Below are 16,509 nucleotides of genomic sequence, written 5' to 3'. Positions count from 1 at the left end.
GGCAGGACAGATGACTCAATTCCTTTTTTCGGGCGTCCTGCGCGCGCGCGCCGTGCTGGCGCTCGTTGCGCTTTTGGCGCTGCTCTCACTGCTGCTCATGCCGGCACCGGCGCAGGCCGCGCAGGCCACGTGCACGCCGCAATCGGGCTACAACTCGTGCGTGCGGATGACCTACTCCGGCGACGACCAGACCTTCACCGTGCCGACCGGCGTGACCTCGGTGTTCATCAAGGCCTGGGGCGCCGGCGGCGGCGGACCCAACAGCAGCTACTTCCCCACGCAGCGCGGCGGTGGCGGCGGCGGGTTCGCCTCCGGCACGCTGACGGTGACGGCGGGCAGCGCGCTCGGTGTTCGCGTGGGCGAGGGCGGCGGCGTCAACGATACGTCGACGACCTACGGCGGCGGCGGCGCGGGCGGCACCTCGCAGGCGACGGCCATCGGCGCGAGCGGCGGCGGCCTGTCGGGCGTGTTCGCCACCACGACCTACACGCAGGGCAACGCGCGCCTCATTGCCGGCGGCGGCGGCGGCTCGTCGCCGGGCGGAGACGTGGGCACGCCTGCCGGCGGCGGCGGCGGAGGCGCGAGCGGAAGCGACGACGGCGTTGCCGCCAGCGGGCGGCCCGGCACCCAGGCGGGCGGCGGCGCGGCCGGCTCGGGCGGCACCTGCAACCTCGGCGCACCGACGGCCGGCTCCGCGCTGCAGGGCGGCAACGGCGGCTCCACCAACGAGAACCAGAACGAGGGCGGCGGTGGCGGCGGCGGCGGCTACTTCGGCGGCGGCGGCGGGCTGTGCCAGGGAAGTTCGCCCAACGGCATGGGCGGTGGCGGCTCCGGCTATATCGGCGGCGTCACCGGCACGACCTCGACGGCGGGGGCGATCTCTACGTCCAACAATGGCGGCGGCGCGGCGGCCGGCACGGGCGACACCCACTACGCGGCCGGCATCGGCAACGGCGGTGGCGGCGACGCCAGCGGCGGCAACGGCCAGGTGGTGATCCAGTTCAATGCGCCGCCGTCGATCACGCTGTCCAAGACGGCGCCGGCCACGGTGGCACCGGGCGCGGCCATCGCCTACGTCCTGAGCCTCACCAACAACGGCCCCGCCGCCACCGGCACTTCGGTGGTCGTGCGCGAGCAACTGCCGCCGGGTGTCGTCGCCGTTTCGGCGAGCGGCGGTACCGGCGTCAATTCGGTGAGCTGCGGCACGCTGCCCAGCGCAGCCGGCGCAGCGCTGACCTGCACGTTGACGCTGACCAACGCCGGCATCGCCGCCAACGGCGGCGCGCGCAGCTTCACGCTCAATGCCACGGCGCCGCTGGTGGCCGCGGGCACGGTGCTCACCAACTACGCGAACACCAACGTGGCCGGCAGCGGAACGCCGGCCACGGCGCCGGGTGCGGCGTGCGTGTCCAACGCCACGGTGAGCTGCGCCAGCGCCGCGACCACCGTGGTCACCGGCGCCGCGGCCCTGGCGCGTTCGGGCGAGCGCACCGTCACCGACAACCAGGTGGCCAACGGCAGCGCGCAGGACGTGCTCGAAGCCATCGTGCGCGACGCGGCCGACAACCCGGTGGCCGGCACGGTGGTGACCTTCGCCGCCACCACTGGCGTGGCCTTCAATGGCGGCGCCGTGGGCGCGGCAGGCACCTGCACCACCGCCACCGACGGCACCTGCCAGGTCAGCGCGACCAGCACCGTGCCGGGTACGAAGAGCACCGTGGTCAGAATCCCGCTCGGTGTGTTGACCGGCGTCTTCACCGCGAACGGCCAGAGCTACGGCGCGAGCCCGGCGAGCTACAGCTTCGTGGCCGGCACGCCGAGCGCCGCCCAGTCGGGCCTGCGCGTGGTCACGGACAACCAGATGGCCAATGGCACCGCGCAGAACGTGCTGCAGGTCTTCGTGCGCGACGCGAGCGGCAACCCGGCCGGCGCCGGCGTGGTCGTGAACTTCGGCGCCACGCCCGACGTGGCCTTCAACGGCGGCGCGGAGGGCGCGGCGGGAAGTTGCACCACCAGCGCCGCCAGCACCTGCCAGGTGACGGCAACGACCACCGAGGCCGGGAGCTACAGCACCACCGCAGTCACCCTGGGCGGCGCGGCACTGGGCGGCACCTTCACGGCCAGCGGCAGCAGCTACCTGCCGAGCCCGCAGACGTACCGGTTCCTGGCACTGCCGACGGTGACTATCCGCGCGATCTCGACCAACGGCGTCGGCACCTTCGATTTCACCGGCACCAACGGCCTGGCCGCGCAGAGCATCACCACTACCGTGGCCGGCACCGCCGCCAGCGCAACGACCCAGACGCTCACCGCCGCGAGCACCGCCACCACCATCACCGAAAGCGTGCCACCGGCGGGCTACACACTGACGGCCGCGTCCTGCACTGGCCTGCCCTCCGGCGGCACCGCCACGTTCTCGGGCCGCACGCTCACGCTCAATGCCGCGGCCACGGTGCCCGGCACCAACCTGGTCTGCACCTTCACCAACACGGGCGCCACCGGCACCACCTCGCCGCCGGTTCCGCCAACGGTGAGCTGCCTCTCGAACGCCGCGATCTTCAACACCGCCTACAACGGCGCGAACGGACCGCCGCTCACCAGCGGCCGCGACACGGTGTGGGAGTCGGGCGAGGGCGCTGCCAGCGGCGGCCCCGGCACCGTGAGCTCGTGGCAGCGCGCCTACGTGGGCAACAAGGCGCCCGGTGCGTGGATCGACTCGCCCTTCGGCAACGCCAACTGGAACTCGAACTACAACCCGAACCACACGGGCAACGTCGACGTCTACCACCGCTTCACCTTCAACATGGCGGCCTCGGTGAACCCGGCGACCTTCTCGCTGAAGCTGGACTTCTATTCCGACAACTCGGTGGCGGAAGTGTTCGTCAACGGCGTGCTGCAGACCGTGCCCGGCGTGCCGCAGGGCGGCAGCGATCCCTACAACTTCCGGGGGTTCGATCCGGGCCGGCAGGCGAGCGCGACGCTCGCGAGCAACTGGCGCGCCGGCAGCAACACGGTGGTGGTGCACATCAAGAGCGGAGCGAACGCCGAAGGCTTCCTCGCGCAGGCGACCACCACCGCGGTCTGCGCGCCGCCGACCGTGGTGCTGTCGAAGACCACCACAGGCGGCGCCGGCGGCCCCTTCAACTTCACGCTGAGCAACACCACCCAGACCAACGGCGTGGTCAGCACGGTGGCAGCGGGCACGGCGGTGCAGGTCGACGGCAACACCGCGACCGCCGGCACGCAGCCCTTCTCGGCCACGACGCAGGGCGCCGCGATCACCATCGCCGAGCCGGCGGTGCCGGGCTGGAACCTGGCGGGCGCGACCTGCACCGATGCCGGCACGCCCGTCGGCAGCCTGGGCAGCGGCGCCGACGCGCGCACCTACACGATCCCCGCGGCCAGCGTGCAGTACGGCCGGCCGCTGGTGTGCACCTTCACCAACGCCGCCTCGGCCACGGTGACGATCAGCAAGGTGAGCAACGGCGGCGTGGGACCGTTCGGCTTCGCCGGCACCAACGGCCTCGCGGCGCAGACGATCACCACGGTGACGGCCGGCACCGCGGTCGCGGGCGCGATCCAGACGCTGACCGCGCCCGGCGTGGCCACCACCATCACCGAAGACCCGCTGCCCGCCAACTACGCGCTCACCGGCGTGAGCTGCACAGGCCTCGGCGCGGGCGGCACCGCCACGCCCGACCTGCCCAACCGCAGGGTGACGCTCGATGCGGCGGCCACCGCGGCGGGCAGCAACATCGCCTGCACCTTCACCAACACCTTCACGCCGCCGTTCCCCCGGGTGCAGATCGTGAAGACCACCACCGGCGGCACCGGCACCAACCTGTTCGGCTTCGCGCTCAGCGGGCTCTCGGCCGCCACCGACAGCATCAGCGTGACCGGTGCCGGCACCGCGAGCGGCGCGGCCAACCTGACCGGCACGGCCGGCCAGTTGGCCAAGATCAAGGAAAGCGCGCCCGCCGGCTGGCCCGCCAACCCGGTCAGCGCGAGCTGCCTCGATGCTTCCAGCGCCACGCCCACCGTGCCCTTCGGCACGCTCGCGGGCAACGAGCTCACGATTCCTGCGGCCAACATGGTGGCCGGCGCCAACATCACCTGCACCTTCGTCAACAGCTTCGGCTTCAGCGTGACGGGCCGCGTGTTCCTCGACAACGGCACAGGCTCGGGCGTGGCGAACGACGGGCGCATCAACGGCACCGAAGGCGGCATTGCCGGCGTGAGCGTGCGGTTGACCAACTGCGCGGCCACCGTGCTCTCGAGCGCCACCACCGACGGCGCCGGCAACTACGCGCTCGACGTGCCCTTTGCCACCGCCGCCAATGCGCCGCTGTGCGTGGAAGAGACCAACACCGCAGCGCGCCTGTCGACCGGCGCCTCGTTCGGCAGCGTGGCGCTGCCCTCGGGCACGGCGGTGGCGGGCGGCGGCACGAGCTACACCTACACCCGCACCGGCACGCCCGACCGCATCGCCTTCACTTGGAACGGCACCGGCCACGCCGGCCTGAACTTCGGCGACGTGGACCGCAACACCTTCGCGGCCGACGGCGCCAAGAGCGGCATGCCCGGCAGCACCGTGAGCTACGCCCACACCTTCATCGCGCGCACCGGCGGCACGCTGCGCTTCGGCATCTCGAATTCGGTCGACACGCCGGCGGTGAGCGGCTGGAGCGGCAAGATCTTTGCCGACACCGGCTGCACCGGCGCGCAGCAGCCCGGCGCCGCGCTGCTGTATCCGCCCTCGGCACCGCTCACGGTGGTGGCGGGGCAGAACGTCTGCATCGTGATGCAGGAGTTCATTCCGGCCAACGCGGCCAACGGCAACAACAACCAGAGCACGGTGCAGGCAAGCTTCGACTTCACCAACGCCGGCCCCGCGCTCAGCGCGAGCTACACGGTGCTGGACACCACCACCGTGTCGAACAGTGCGCTGGAGCTCAAGAAGGAAGTGCGCAACGTCACGCAGGGCGCGAGCTTCGGCGTGAACAACCAGGCCAAGTCGGGCGAGACGCTGGAGTACCGCGTGACCTACACCAACAACGGAACCACGCCGATCTCCGGCATGACGGTCAACGACACCACGCCCCAGTACACCAGCTTCGTGGCCGCGCAGGCCGGCACCACGCCGGCTTCGCTCACCGCATGCAGCAAGAACACGCCGGCCAATGCGTTGCCTGCGCCGGCTGTGGCCTGTGCGGCCTCGCAAGCGGCGGGCGGCACCGGCGGGCTGCGCTGGTCCTTCACCGGGTCGCTGGCGCCGGGCGCCACCGGGGCGGTGCTGTTCAGCGTGAAGGTGGACTGAGCCAGGTCGCCGCGAGGGCGCTCGGCCCGCGCGCCTTCATTCCGCGGTGTGCGAGCCTGCTGTCCCTTGCATGCTCAGCCTTTCGCCGGCCAGCCAGATGTAGAGCTCGATGCGCTCGGCCTCGTTCATCTGCTCTTGCCGGGCGACCACTTCCTCGAACTTGCTCAGTACCTCGCCCACGGTCGGGTGCACATTCTTTGACAGGTCCATCGGGATTTCGGCCCACTTGGGGCCTGCACCGGTGGCCAGCCATCGCGGGTTGACCCGGAAATAGTCGGCAATGGCGAACAGGTGCGTCGATTCGATGCCCTTGTTTCGACCCGAAAGCCAGTTGGTGATGGCTGCACGCGTCACCCCGCAGTGGCGGGCGAGGCTGGCCTGCCAGCCGCGGCCGACGTCCGCCGTGAGTTCCTTCAGACGCTCGGTGAACGTACCGCTCATCACGCGTACCCCGGGATCCGACCTCGCCTTTGCGGCGAGGCAAAGAGGCGCAAGGAGCGCCGCGGCGAGGCCGCGATGGGGCAACACTGCAGGAGCAGCCAGGGGAACGGGCGCGTCCCTGTGCGTCGGGGGAGGTGATTCACCGGATGAAAAGCGCTGCCTGGGAGGGCGAAGGACGGAGACATGAAATCCAGGGGTTGGGAACGGTTCCGTGACGCTCTCCCTGCCAGGCTCTGCGTCCATGGTCTGCGCCGATGCATCTGTGCATTTTTTCACGAAGACGGTTATTTGCCATCATCAACTAGTGACATCTGCGATGAATTGATCAGGCAAGCAACACTGGTCCGGATCGCATGCGCTTTCGCTGGCGTTCGTGGGCTGGCAAGGGCACTACCTCCTCACGACACCACGGGTCCGGGCGTCTCTTTTGACCTTGGCCGCCTCGAGCTCTCGTTCGGAATGGAGCTGGTGCTTGCCGCAGTTGTCGCAGCGATAAAGGCGCAGCCACGGCAGGAGTCGCATCCACGTGCTGCGGCGCATGCGCTTGAGATGATCGATGCCGCAGGGGCAGGCAGAAAACAGGTTTTGCATGAAGAGGGCGATCTGGATGTGATGGACCCCCTTGCCAAGCTCTGACGGCTTATCGGCAGATGCACTGCAGTGCAGCATTTTTCAGCGAGCCCCTGAGTGCCGCACTCCCATGTTCACGGTATTTGTAACTTTGTTACTACATTCGTGTCCATTGAACCGCGAGGCTCTGGCTGCACTCCAGCTCCTCGGAGCAGACGAGCCGCGGACATGCCCGGATCGCGCATTTCGCCGTCGGTTGGTCTTGGCTCGCTCGACGCGCGACGTCAAGCAGCCTTCACCGGCGCACATCGGGCCGGAAGATGCGGATCTTCGACAGACCTGACCGGAACACCCGGCCGGTTGCCTCTGCCGTCAGGCACCTCTCAAGTGAGATTCGCGTTCCTCGGCCAGTGACGGCGCGTGCCGCCCGCGCGGCGGTCGGCCTTTTCGGGAACGGCGTCCTGTGCATTCAGTTCCTGGCTGCGCAACTCGACGCGGCGCAGGCATTCGAGAAGCACGTCGTGGTGCCTCTCGTCGAGGCCATCGAGCAGGCCGGTGTTGAGATCGGCGATGCGCGGAAACACGTCCTCGTAAAGCTGCCTGCCGGCGGCGCTCAGCTGCACGTGCACCTCGCGGCGGTCGTCGGTGTCCTGCCGCCTCTCGACCAACGCCTTGTCGAAGAGGCCGCGCAGGGCGCGCGAGGTGAGCACGCGGTCCAGCTTCATTCGCTCGGAGAGTTCAGAGGGCCTGATCTCCCCGATCTGCGCAAGCATGCCGATCAATCCCCACTCGCGGTGGGTGATGCCATGGCGCTCCTCCACGATGCGCGTTGCCAGTTTGCTGCCCGGACGCAAGGCGCGCCACAGGCGGTGGAGCAGGAGATCGTCCAGCGCGCGGGGCGCGCTCGGTTCGGTCGTATCGGCAAGGGCTTGCATGCGATTTCGGGGTCAGTTGGTCACACGGAACGTGGCATCGGCGCGACCCGTCGGGTTGCCGATCGTGTCCATGCGCAATGAACCAGCAGGTAGCCCGCCGACTGCGCTTGCGCGCCGTCCCATGCGGCGACCGGCATGACCGCGGCAAAAAGCCGAACGGATCGATTTCAAGTACGTCTTCACCAGTGAATTCCTGTCTCCATATAAAGGCAGCCCGTTCGCTCGCTGCCGCTTGCCGGCGAAGGCGCTGAAGGCTTGCCCAAATCCCGTGATCGCCAACCCAGCCTTGTCGAAAGGACGGATTCACGAGCCAAGGGGTTCGTTGCCCCTCGCTTATCCGGCGAGTAGGCGACGGCGATGCTAGGGAAGCATCCGCAGGAGCACCAATCGTTTTTTCGCTTGCTGAGATACCTAAAGTTCAGAAGTCCCAAGGAATTGAATCGCCGTATCAGAAATCGGCGAATCCAACTGCAAAAAATTGCGCGTCATAGAAATACTGGCCCACGTGCAATTTGCCTGGCAACTGATTGCAATGTTATTGGCAAAAATTCATTGCCGATCTCAATGATATGGAGCGAGGGAAGGCTCCTTTGGCTGCCGAGCCGCGAATCAGACGGTCGTCCGGGGGAATACGCCGCTAGCGTTTGATTGAATTGCATTGAGTAATTGCGTGCATCAATTTCCGAGGGAAATGTACAAGCCGAATTTGTCGAGTTGGTTCTGATGCCGAGGACTCGAATCGAAGCGCTCCACGCCTGCTGGTCAGCTACGGAAGGGCGGTCACCCCCGACGCGCAAGCCTTGCGCCGGACCCACCGCAATCAGCGCCCTAATTCTTTCCTAATTAACAGGTCAGCCCATGGTCAGGCCACCTGTGGCTGCGAATTGTCACGCCGCAAATGTATGCATTGAATTAGCCAGAAATTAGCAAAAAGCCAAATCCTCTTTTGACACATAGATGTCACCCGCTATTTCTACATTGCTCCTCGATGTGGCGTTTCGTACTCAAACGCACGATGCCCGCATGGCTCATGCAGGCCGGTCAAAACCATCGATAACCAACAGCCCCTATATATGATGATTTTCCAGAAAAGAGTTTTGCTCTCGTCATTGACGACGGTTGCAGCCTGCGTGCTCGCCGCTTGCGGCGGCGGAAGCGACGGAGGGAGCGGCTTCTTCCCGATCGTTCCTCCGCCGAGCAATACGAGCAGCACGACCTACAGCGGCGTGGTCGCCGCCAGCGGCTACGTGCCGGGCAGCACCACCGGCAACCCGGCCCTGAAGCCCGGCTATTACCAGAAGGCCACGGTCTTCGTCGATGCCAACGGGAACGGCGTGCTCGACAGCGGCGAAACCTCGACCGTGACCGATGCCAGCGGCAAGTTCACGCTCACGACCAGCGCCAGCGGACAGCTGGTGGCCGACATCGGCACCGGCACGACGAACACCGCCACCGGCGCCGTCGTGGCCAAGCACCTGATCCTGCGCGCCTCGGCCGCCCAGATCGCCGACCAGGGCACGGACAAGATCGTCATCAGCCCGCTGTCGAGCGAAGCGCAGCGCCTGGTGGAAGCCAACGGCAGCGACTACGCGACCGAAAAGGCCAACCTCGCCGCACGCATGAACGGCCCGGCCTTCAACCTCGGCGATGCGAAGTTCAGTGACCCGCTGGCGGACGTGAACACCCTCGGCGGCGCCACCCAGTACGCCGCGCTGTATCAAGACAACGAGCTCACGAACCGCTACACCTACGCGACCGCCAAGCTCGACCGCAAGGACATGTTCCCGGACAACCTGGCCATCGCCGGCGGCGACCCCCGCCTCGTGGGCCTCGCGGGCGTGACCCTCACCAACTCCGACGGCACCAAGGCCACCCCCTCGGCACCGACGCAGAAGCAGGCGGTCATCACCTTCGCCCAGGCGCAGCAGGCGGCCTTCGATGTGGAAGGCGTGCCGGCGTACGACAACATCTTCGTGATCATCGAAGAGAACAAGTCGACCGATGCGATCGTCGGCAACCCGCGGGCCGTGAACATCAATCACATCCTGAACAACTACAACCAGCTGAGCACGTACTACTCGACCGGCAATCCGTCCGAGCCGAACTACACCGCGCTGGGCGGCGGCGACGACTTCGGCATTCACGACGACAACTGGTTCGGCTGCGGCGCCGTCGCGCCCTACGACATCAAGGACGTCGCATTCGCCGGCGGCACTGCCTCCGACGGCCAGCCGCTGCCGGCCCAGGGCGACCGCCCGCCGACGAACACGCGCGCGGGCTGGAGCGGGACCGCTGGCGCGACCTGCAGCGACACGCCGACCGGCGGCACGGTGCACAACGTCCCCGGCGACAACCTGTTCACGCTGATGTCGAGAACGGGCCGCACGATCCGCACCTACAGCGAATCGATGAACCCTGGCCAGGACGTGCGCGGCGACAGCATCGCCGATGCCAACGTGGTCGCCACGTACGACACGAGCCGCCTGAAGGGCGTGACCAACCTCGATGGTTCCGCCATCCCCGCCCTCGTCGGAACGTCCAACTTCGCGGTGGTCAACGGCCTCTACAAGGTCAAGCATGGTCCGTCGATCGCCTTCCAGGACGCGCGCAACCTGCCCGAGTTCGCGGCCACCAACCGCACCATCTTCGGCACGCAGTACCAGGAAGCCGACTGGCTCAAGACCACGGCCTACAAGGTGCCGGGCGGCTGGGTCTACGACCAGTTCAGCAAGGACCTGGCCGCGGGCGACGTGGGCAACATCAACTTCATCGTGCCGGACCAGTGCGACGACATGCACGGCGTGGGCAGCGATTCGAGCTGCCAGGGCGGCAACGACGGCCAGGGTCCCAACATCAAGCGTGCCGACATCTACCTGGGCATGACAGTCAAGGCGATCCAGAACTCGGCGCTGTGGAAGAACCCGCACAAGCGCGTGGCGATCGTGGTGATGTTCGACGAAGGCGAAGGCGGCAGCAACGGCTCGTGCTGCGGCTGGAACGCGGGCGGCCCGAATTCCGGCGCCGCGCCGGTGACCGTGGACGCGAGCGGCAAGGCCGTCGCCACCACACCGCCGGCCAACTACGCCGGGGGCAAATTTCGGCCACGGCAATTCGATCTTCGGCATCCTCACGAACCAGCAGGACGTGGGCACGGCGAAGAAGAAGGTTGCCGACAGCGACGCCTACAGCCACTTCTCGTTCCTGCGCACGCTGCAGGACATGTTCCAGATCGCCGACCCGGCGGTCGATGCGACGTACCTGAACCGCGCCAAGTACTCGGAAGCGTTCATCACGGCCAACATCCTGGCGCTGCCTGAGTACCAGAACAGCGCGGACACGCACTTCGACTCGGTGCGTCCGATCAACCACGCCTACGTGATCCCGGCCAACTACAAGCAGAAGCTGTACGCGAACGACATCGTCGGCGTGAAGGATCTGGAGACGGGCCAGACGGAAGGCCAGATCACGCCGCAGGTCGGTGCCGATGCGAGCCAGAGCAGCGTCTGGGCGACGAAGTAAGTCAACCGAAGACCGACGACAGAAAAGCCGCGGAGGGTGCGGAGGCGGGACGCGAGGCGTCTTGCCTCCGCGCCCTCCGCGGCACAAGCTTGAAGCGATCTCTCTTTTGATGAATCTGGCAACGGACAAGATGGTCCCGCTCGTCATGGCGCTCTCTGTAGCGCTGTTGGCTTTGACGGCGTGCAACGGCAACGGCAATGCGGTGGCGACCGCCCCCGCCCCGCGCAAACAGGTGCTGAGCATGCCGGCGCAGGTCGGGCAGCTGGCCTTCTTCGACAAGAACCTCTCTAGCGGCAGGAACATGTCGTGCGCGAGCTGCCACGACCCGCAATACGCCTACGGTCCGCCGAACAGCATCTCGGTGCAGCTGGGATCCGACATCAAGCAGACCGGCGCGCGCGCCGTGCCCTCGCTGCGCTACAAGGAATCGACGCCGCCCTTCAGCGAAGACGCACCGAACCCCGATGGCGTGACCTCCAACTCGCCGGGCGGCGGCTTCATGTGGGACGGCCGCGGGACGACGACGATGGCGGCACAGGCCGCACTGCCGCTGCTCAACCCGGTCGAGATGAACAACAGCTCGAAGGAGGCGGTCGTGAAGGCGGTGCAGAACGGCGCCTATGCAGGCCTCTTCAAGCAAACCTTCGGCGCCAACGTGTTCGACAACACCGATGCCGCCTTCGACGCCCTGGGCACCGCGATCCAGGCGCTGGAGACCGAAGACCTGAGCTTTCATCCGTACAGCAGCAAGTACGACCTCTATGTCTTCAACAAGATCGGCGGCGTGCTCACGCCGGCCGAGCGGCGCGGCGAGGTGCTGTTCCACAGCACCGGCGTTACCAACTGCTCGGGCTGCCACTACACGGGCGCCAACTTCAACGGCAACAGCGGCCTGATGACGGACTTCACTTATCAAGCCCTGGGCGCGCCGCGCAACGACCGGTCGATCCCGAACAACCCGGACCCGATTCCGGCGAACGACGACCCGGCGTATTTCGACATGGGCCTCTGCGGCCCCTTCCGCACCGACTACATGCCGGCCCCGGGCAAGGCCCATCCGTACTGCGGCATGTTCAAGGTGCCGGTGCTGCGCAACGCGGCGACGCGCGGCGCCTTCTTCCACAACGGCGTGCTGCATTCGCTGGAGCAGGTCGTCAACTTCTACAACACGCGGGACACCAATCCCGAGTACTGGTATCCATCGCATGGCGACGGCACCGGCAAGCCGCAGGCCAATCCGGTCTGGGCGCTGCAGCCCACCGCCGTGCCGGGTGCGACGGTCGACAAGTACAACGACCTGCCGCCAGTGCAACAAGGCAACGTCGACGAGGAAATGCCGATGGGCACCGGCGAGGGCGGCGAGAAGACGCTCGCCAGCGGCACGAAGCCGCGCGCGCCCGGCGCCACCCCCGTCATGACGCCGCAGCAGATCGCCGACCTGGTCTGCTTCCTGGGCACGCTGAGCGACGGCTACCAGCCTTCCTCCGCGCCATCGGCCAGCGGCAGGTGCGTGAAATGAAGACGAATGCAAGCGCCATCCTTCGGTGCATCGGCGGTGCGGTGTCCCTGCTGGTGGTCCTGGTCTCGTTCGCCGGCTGCGACAACGAAGCGGCGCGCATGCCGAGCCAGGAGAACTTCACCGCGACGACCAACGACTACCTCGCGCAACGAGGCCATGTGTGCCTCGCCAAGTACGAGTGGCCGATCAAGGTGCTGGCCGGATCGCGCGAACCCGATGCGCAGCAGATGCTCGTGCTCGAGAAGCTGGGGCTGGTGACGGGCAAGGATGTCGTCGCCGCCACCCCCAAGGACACGACAGCGACCGCGCCGGCCCGCGAATACGCGCTGACCTATGCGGGCCGCAAGTCCTATCTGCAGGTGCCGGTGGTGATCCGCACCACGACCGAGAACATCACGCACCCAGCCGACTTCTGCGCGGCCACGCTGAGCCTGGACCGCCTCGTCGGCTGGGACCCGCCGCAAACGCGCGATGGCCGCACCGCGACCTCGCTGCTCTTCACCTACCGCATCGCGCTCGAACCCTGGGCAGCGACCCCCGAGGCGCAGCAAGCCTTTCCGCTGCTGGCGCGCGCCATCCAGCGCGAGGGAACGATGCAGATGCGCCTGGGCGTCCACCTGACGCAGCGCGGCTGGGTCGCGGACGAACTCGATGCGCACTGACCGAATCCACGACCGCCACGCTTTCCGTCAATCCACAACAAGACTCCGCATGAATTTCCGTTCCATTCGCCCGAGCCGCCATGCCAAGACCCTGGCGGGCATCGCCCTGGTCTCTGCACTGGCCGCATGCAGCACCAGCCACGATGCCAACGCACCCACTGCCGAGAACCTCGCGGCGCCGCTGGACGACTACCTGGCCCAGCGCGGCGACATCTGCCTCGCGATGGCCGACTGGCCGATCGACCTGACCGAAGCCGAGGCCGGCGCCGGTGCCCGCCATGCCATCCAGTTTCCGGTGATGGAGCAACTGGGCCTGGTGCACAGCACCATCGTCGCTGTGCCCAAGAGCACAGAGAACCCGGATGGCGCCGTCAAGCGCTTCGAGCTGACCGATGCGGGCCGCAAGTTCTACAAGCCGCATGCGTCCGTAGTGCAGGGCGCCGGACAGCAAAAACAACCGGCCAACGATTTCTGCGTGGCGCATCTCAAGCGCGAGCAGATCGTCGACGTCAAGGTCGATGCCTCCAACGCGCAGCATCCGATGGCGGTGGTGAGCTACACCTACCAGATCGACACCGCACCGTGGATGCAGGACGCCGATGCGCAGCGCGTGTTTCCGATGGTCGCGCGCATCGCCAACGGCGCGGGCGGCAAGCTGCAACTGCGCCAGGGGTTCACGCGCGGCGACAAGGGCTGGGTCGCCCAGACGGGGCCGGTCTGATTCGGCAACGCGCATGAGCACCGTCGTCCGTTTCTCGCCCGACCTGGGCCGCTGGCTCACGCACAACCTCAATGCCGGCCAGATGCCGCAGGCGCTGGTGGCCACGATGCGAAAGCAAGGCATGAACGAGCGGGCCGCGCAGGCCATCGTCGCGGCCTACCTCGACGCGCGGCAGCGCGGCGGGCCGATGCCGGCCGATGCCATCGAACTGCCGGACGAGACGCCGTCCAAGGCGGTGGCGCGGCTCGCGCCGGGCACGCGAATCCTCGCGGCCGACCGCGAGATCGTCGTGCACTCGCGCGGCGAAGACCCGGTCTTTGCGGCACTCGGCAACGTCGTGGATGCCCACGAATGCAAGGCCCTCATCGAGATGGCGAAGCCGCGCCTGAAACCTTCCACGCTGGTCGATCCGATGAGCGGCCGCGACGTGGTGAGCGACAAGCGCGCGAGCTGGGGCATGTTCTTCCGCCTCGGCGAGAACGACCTCGTCGCCCGTCTCGACCGGCGCCTTTCGGCGCTGATGAACCTTCCGCTGGAAAACGGCGAGGGGCTGCAGTTGCTGTACTACCCGACCGGCGCCGGCAGCGAGCCGCACCACGACTACCTGGCGCCCACCAACGCCGCCAACCGCGAATCCATCGCGCGAAGCGGCCAGCGCGTGAGCACGCTGGTGACCTACCTGAACGACGCGCCGGAAGGCGGCCAGACGGTCTTTCCGCAGCTCGGCCTGGCGGTGTCGCCGATACGCGGCAACGCCTGCTACTTCGAATACTGCGATGGCAACGGCCGCGTCGATGCACGCTCCCTGCACGCGAGCGCGCCGGTGACGCGGGGCGACAAATGGGTCATGACGAAGTGGATGCGCGAGCGCCGCTTCGTGGCCGCCGACGACGCGGCGCGTTGAAGCGGCCATGAAAGAAGCGCCATGCCCCCGGCGAGGGACATGGCGCTTCGTGTCGGGCAAAAACTACTGCGCCGCGACCTTCACGAACACCGGGTTCGAATAGAACCACAGGTCGCTGTAGTTGCGCGCGTTGATGGCGTTGAAGCGCGCCACGTTGTCCGCGCCGCTTGTCTGCGCATCGAACAGCGGCTCGCCGCCCGCGGTTTCGTTGGGCACGTCGGTGCCGAGGTTGGTGCCGCGCAGGCGGAAATACTGGTTGCTGCCGGCCTTGACCGTGTAGCTCACCGAGAAGTAGCCGTCGGCATCGAGCTTCCAGTCGCTGCGCGTGAAGCGCTTGACCACGCGGGTCGATGGATTGGTGTCGCGCGCATAGCCCGGCGTGCCCGGGGTTTCGCGGCCGATCACGTCGCCTGCGATGAGGTCGACGTGATCGACCACGGGCTTCACGTTGGCGAACACGCCGCTGCCCAGCTGGAACTCGTAGTTGTTGCGCTCGGGGCTCTTGAAGCGGATGGTGATCTTCAGGTCTTCGCCCGGCACGGCCGGCACTTCGGCGCCCATCTCGCCCGTGGCCTTGGCGCTCTGCACCTTGAAGTCGAGCGCGTCGATCAGGCCGCCGTTCACCGCGAAGAGCTTGCCCGCGCGAAAGGCCGCGAGCAGCGACTTCGGGTCCTTGATGTCGCCCCAGAGGTGGTTCTTCGCGTACTCGCCAGGTGCATAGCCGCTGCTGTACTGGCCCTGCGAGACGGTGAAGTGGTAGTCGGAATCCGCCACGTTCCAGATGTGGCGGCCCTCGGACAGCAGTGCGTCCCAGGTGCCGCCGAGTTTGGCGACCAGGTAGTCCACGCCGCCGTAGGTGCGCGAGGGCAGGTTGGCCGGCGTGTAGGCGCTGTTGTAGCCGCCGCGGTCGGGCTCCATCTGGTTGCCGACCATGCCTTCGAGCGAGAACACGATGTTCGGCGCGGCATCGTTCATCTCGCGCAGCTGCGCGGCCGTGTACTTGCCCGGGTTGCGCGAGGGATGGTTGATCTGCAGGTAGCTCGTGTCCGGATAGTTCTTCTTGAGCCAGGCGATGGCCGCAAGCACGTCGGCGTGCGTGGAGAAGGCGCGCGCATCCTTCGCATTCCACGCCGTCACGTCGTCGGCCGGGAACAGCGCGGGGTCGCGGTTGGTGAACAGGTATTCGAACTGGTTCGCGGCCTTGAGCGCGGCATCGGACATCGGGCTGTCGGTGAGGATGCCCACGTTGCCGTGGTCGTGCGTGGCCATGTCCCATTCGAAGGACGCGAAGATCGTCTTGTCGGCGTACTTGCCGCCGGCCTGCAGCGCCTTGATGCGCGGCACCTGGTACTTCGCCATGCCCTCCGAGAAAGGAATCTGCTTGGCCAGCTTGTTGCCGTTGTTGTCGTAGGAAGACAGGCGCAGGTGATCGGAAAGTGCGGCCCAGTCGAGCCCGAACTGGTCGAAGGCCTTGGCGAGCACTTGGTCAAGCGTGGAGATCTGCTGCGTGTCGTCCGACTGGATCGTGTGGACGTGCAGGTCGCCGACGGTCCAGCGGCCGGTGGGTTCCGAGGGCGGCGCCGGCGGCGCGGGAGGTGGCGATGCAGCAGGGGCCGGTGCGGGCGCCGGTGCCGCCGGAACGATGGGCAGCCCCGCGAACGGGTTGCCGCCGCCAGAGCCGCCGCCGCAAGCGGTCAGGGCGGCCGCGGCGAGCGCGAAGGTGGAGAAGCGGGCGGCGGGGGAGCGGGAGGAAAGAGGATGGGATTTCATGACGGCAGACACGGCGACGGCCAGCAAAGGCTGGCCGTCGCTCCAAGGTTTCAAGAGAACCCCGAGTCTGGAATCCTGTCGTGACGCGGCGATGAAACTGAAGTGAAAGGTTTGAGCGGGAAAGGCCGAAGTCTCGTCCGCGGGAACGCTC

At 67.4% G+C, this 16,509-nt stretch carries 9 protein-coding genes and 1 pseudogene; 7 read left to right on the top strand and 3 right to left on the bottom strand.

All coding sequences use genetic code 11. The features are described 5' to 3' along the window. Positions 1-10 precede the first annotated feature (10 nt). On the top strand, positions 11-5,317 hold the full coding sequence (locus tag QF040_RS16180) for a beta strand repeat-containing protein (RefSeq protein WP_429611910.1): 5,307 nt from the start codon (positions 11-13) through the stop codon (positions 5,315-5,317). A gap of 36 nt (positions 5,318-5,353) precedes the next feature. Here QF040_RS16180 and QF040_RS16175 read toward each other — a convergent pair whose 3' ends face one another. Beyond that, positions 5,354-5,758, bottom strand: coding sequence for a helix-turn-helix domain-containing protein (locus QF040_RS16175; RefSeq protein WP_429611909.1), 405 nt, complete (start codon positions 5,756-5,758; stop codon positions 5,354-5,356). Positions 5,759-5,941: 183 nt separating this feature from the next. Here QF040_RS16175 and QF040_RS16170 point away from each other — a divergent pair, with 183 nt between their 5' ends. Continuing rightward, positions 5,942-6,394 (top strand): hypothetical protein, encoded by a 453-nt coding sequence (locus tag QF040_RS16170; RefSeq protein WP_429611908.1) that lies wholly within the window; start codon positions 5,942-5,944, stop codon positions 6,392-6,394. Positions 6,395-6,711: 317 nt separating this feature from the next. Here the strand turns inward: QF040_RS16170 and QF040_RS16165 are convergent, their stop codons facing one another. Continuing rightward, the gene (locus tag QF040_RS16165) at positions 6,712-7,263 is read right to left on the bottom strand and encodes a MarR family winged helix-turn-helix transcriptional regulator (protein ID WP_429611907.1); all 552 of its coding nucleotides are present in this window, start codon (positions 7,261-7,263) and stop codon (positions 6,712-6,714) included. A gap of 1,073 nt (positions 7,264-8,336) precedes the next feature. Here QF040_RS16165 and QF040_RS16160 point away from each other — a divergent pair. The 5 genes and pseudogenes from QF040_RS16160 (at position 8,337) to QF040_RS16140 (ending at position 14,588) form a co-directional block, all read left to right on the top strand. Then, positions 8,337-10,782, top strand: a pseudogene (locus tag QF040_RS16160) (phosphoesterase). A gap of 109 nt (positions 10,783-10,891) precedes the next feature. Next, the gene (locus QF040_RS16155; protein ID WP_429611906.1) at positions 10,892-12,301 is read left to right on the top strand and encodes a cytochrome-c peroxidase; all 1,410 of its coding nucleotides are present in this window, start codon (positions 10,892-10,894) and stop codon (positions 12,299-12,301) included. Continuing rightward, entirely contained in the window at positions 12,298-12,963 is a 666-nt protein-coding gene (locus QF040_RS16150; RefSeq protein WP_429611905.1) for a hypothetical protein, read from the top strand. Before QF040_RS16155 ends, QF040_RS16150 begins: the two co-directional genes overlap by 4 nt. Before the next feature lie 49 nt (positions 12,964-13,012). Continuing rightward, complete coding sequence (locus QF040_RS16145) at positions 13,013-13,684, top strand: hypothetical protein (RefSeq protein WP_429611904.1); 672 nt, start codon at positions 13,013-13,015, stop codon at positions 13,682-13,684. Positions 13,685-13,697: 13 nt separating this feature from the next. Continuing rightward, complete coding sequence (locus QF040_RS16140) at positions 13,698-14,588, top strand: 2OG-Fe(II) oxygenase (protein WP_429611903.1); 891 nt, start codon at positions 13,698-13,700, stop codon at positions 14,586-14,588. A gap of 63 nt (positions 14,589-14,651) precedes the next feature. On the opposite strand, the gene QF040_RS16135 is transcribed toward QF040_RS16140, so the two are convergent. Next, positions 14,652-16,358: an S-layer protein gene (locus QF040_RS16135; RefSeq protein ID WP_429611902.1), complete on the bottom strand. Its 1,707-nt coding sequence runs from the start codon at positions 16,356-16,358 to the stop codon at positions 14,652-14,654. Positions 16,359-16,509: the final 151 nt, after the last annotated feature.

Origin of the sequence: Variovorax sp. W2I14, from assembly GCF_050435205.1 — a bacterium.
GTDB classification, from domain to species: domain Bacteria; phylum Pseudomonadota; class Gammaproteobacteria; order Burkholderiales; family Burkholderiaceae_C; genus Variovorax; species Variovorax paradoxus_C.
The sequence above is the reverse complement of the archived record's forward strand: the minus strand, read 5'-3'. Positions and strand labels throughout refer to the sequence as shown.

Coding starts and splice junctions, on each gene's coding strand:
- QF040_RS16170 (WP_429611908.1), top strand. CDS start 5,942: ATGAAATCCAGGGGTTGGGAACGGTTCCGTGACGCTCTCCCTGCCAGG.
- QF040_RS16140 (WP_429611903.1), top strand. CDS start 13,698: ATGAGCACCGTCGTCCGTTTCTCGCCCGACCTGGGCCGCTGGCTCACG.
- QF040_RS16150 (WP_429611905.1), top strand. CDS start 12,298: ATGAAGACGAATGCAAGCGCCATCCTTCGGTGCATCGGCGGTGCGGTG.
- QF040_RS16135 (WP_429611902.1), bottom strand. CDS start 16,358: ATGAAATCCCATCCTCTTTCCTCCCGCTCCCCCGCCGCCCGCTTCTCC.
- QF040_RS16180 (WP_429611910.1), top strand. CDS start 11: ATGACTCAATTCCTTTTTTCGGGCGTCCTGCGCGCGCGCGCCGTGCTG.
- QF040_RS16175 (WP_429611909.1), bottom strand. CDS start 5,758: ATGAGCGGTACGTTCACCGAGCGTCTGAAGGAACTCACGGCGGACGTC.
- QF040_RS16165 (WP_429611907.1), bottom strand. CDS start 7,263: ATGCAAGCCCTTGCCGATACGACCGAACCGAGCGCGCCCCGCGCGCTG.
- QF040_RS16155 (WP_429611906.1), top strand. CDS start 10,892: ATGAATCTGGCAACGGACAAGATGGTCCCGCTCGTCATGGCGCTCTCT.
- QF040_RS16145 (WP_429611904.1), top strand. CDS start 13,013: ATGAATTTCCGTTCCATTCGCCCGAGCCGCCATGCCAAGACCCTGGCG.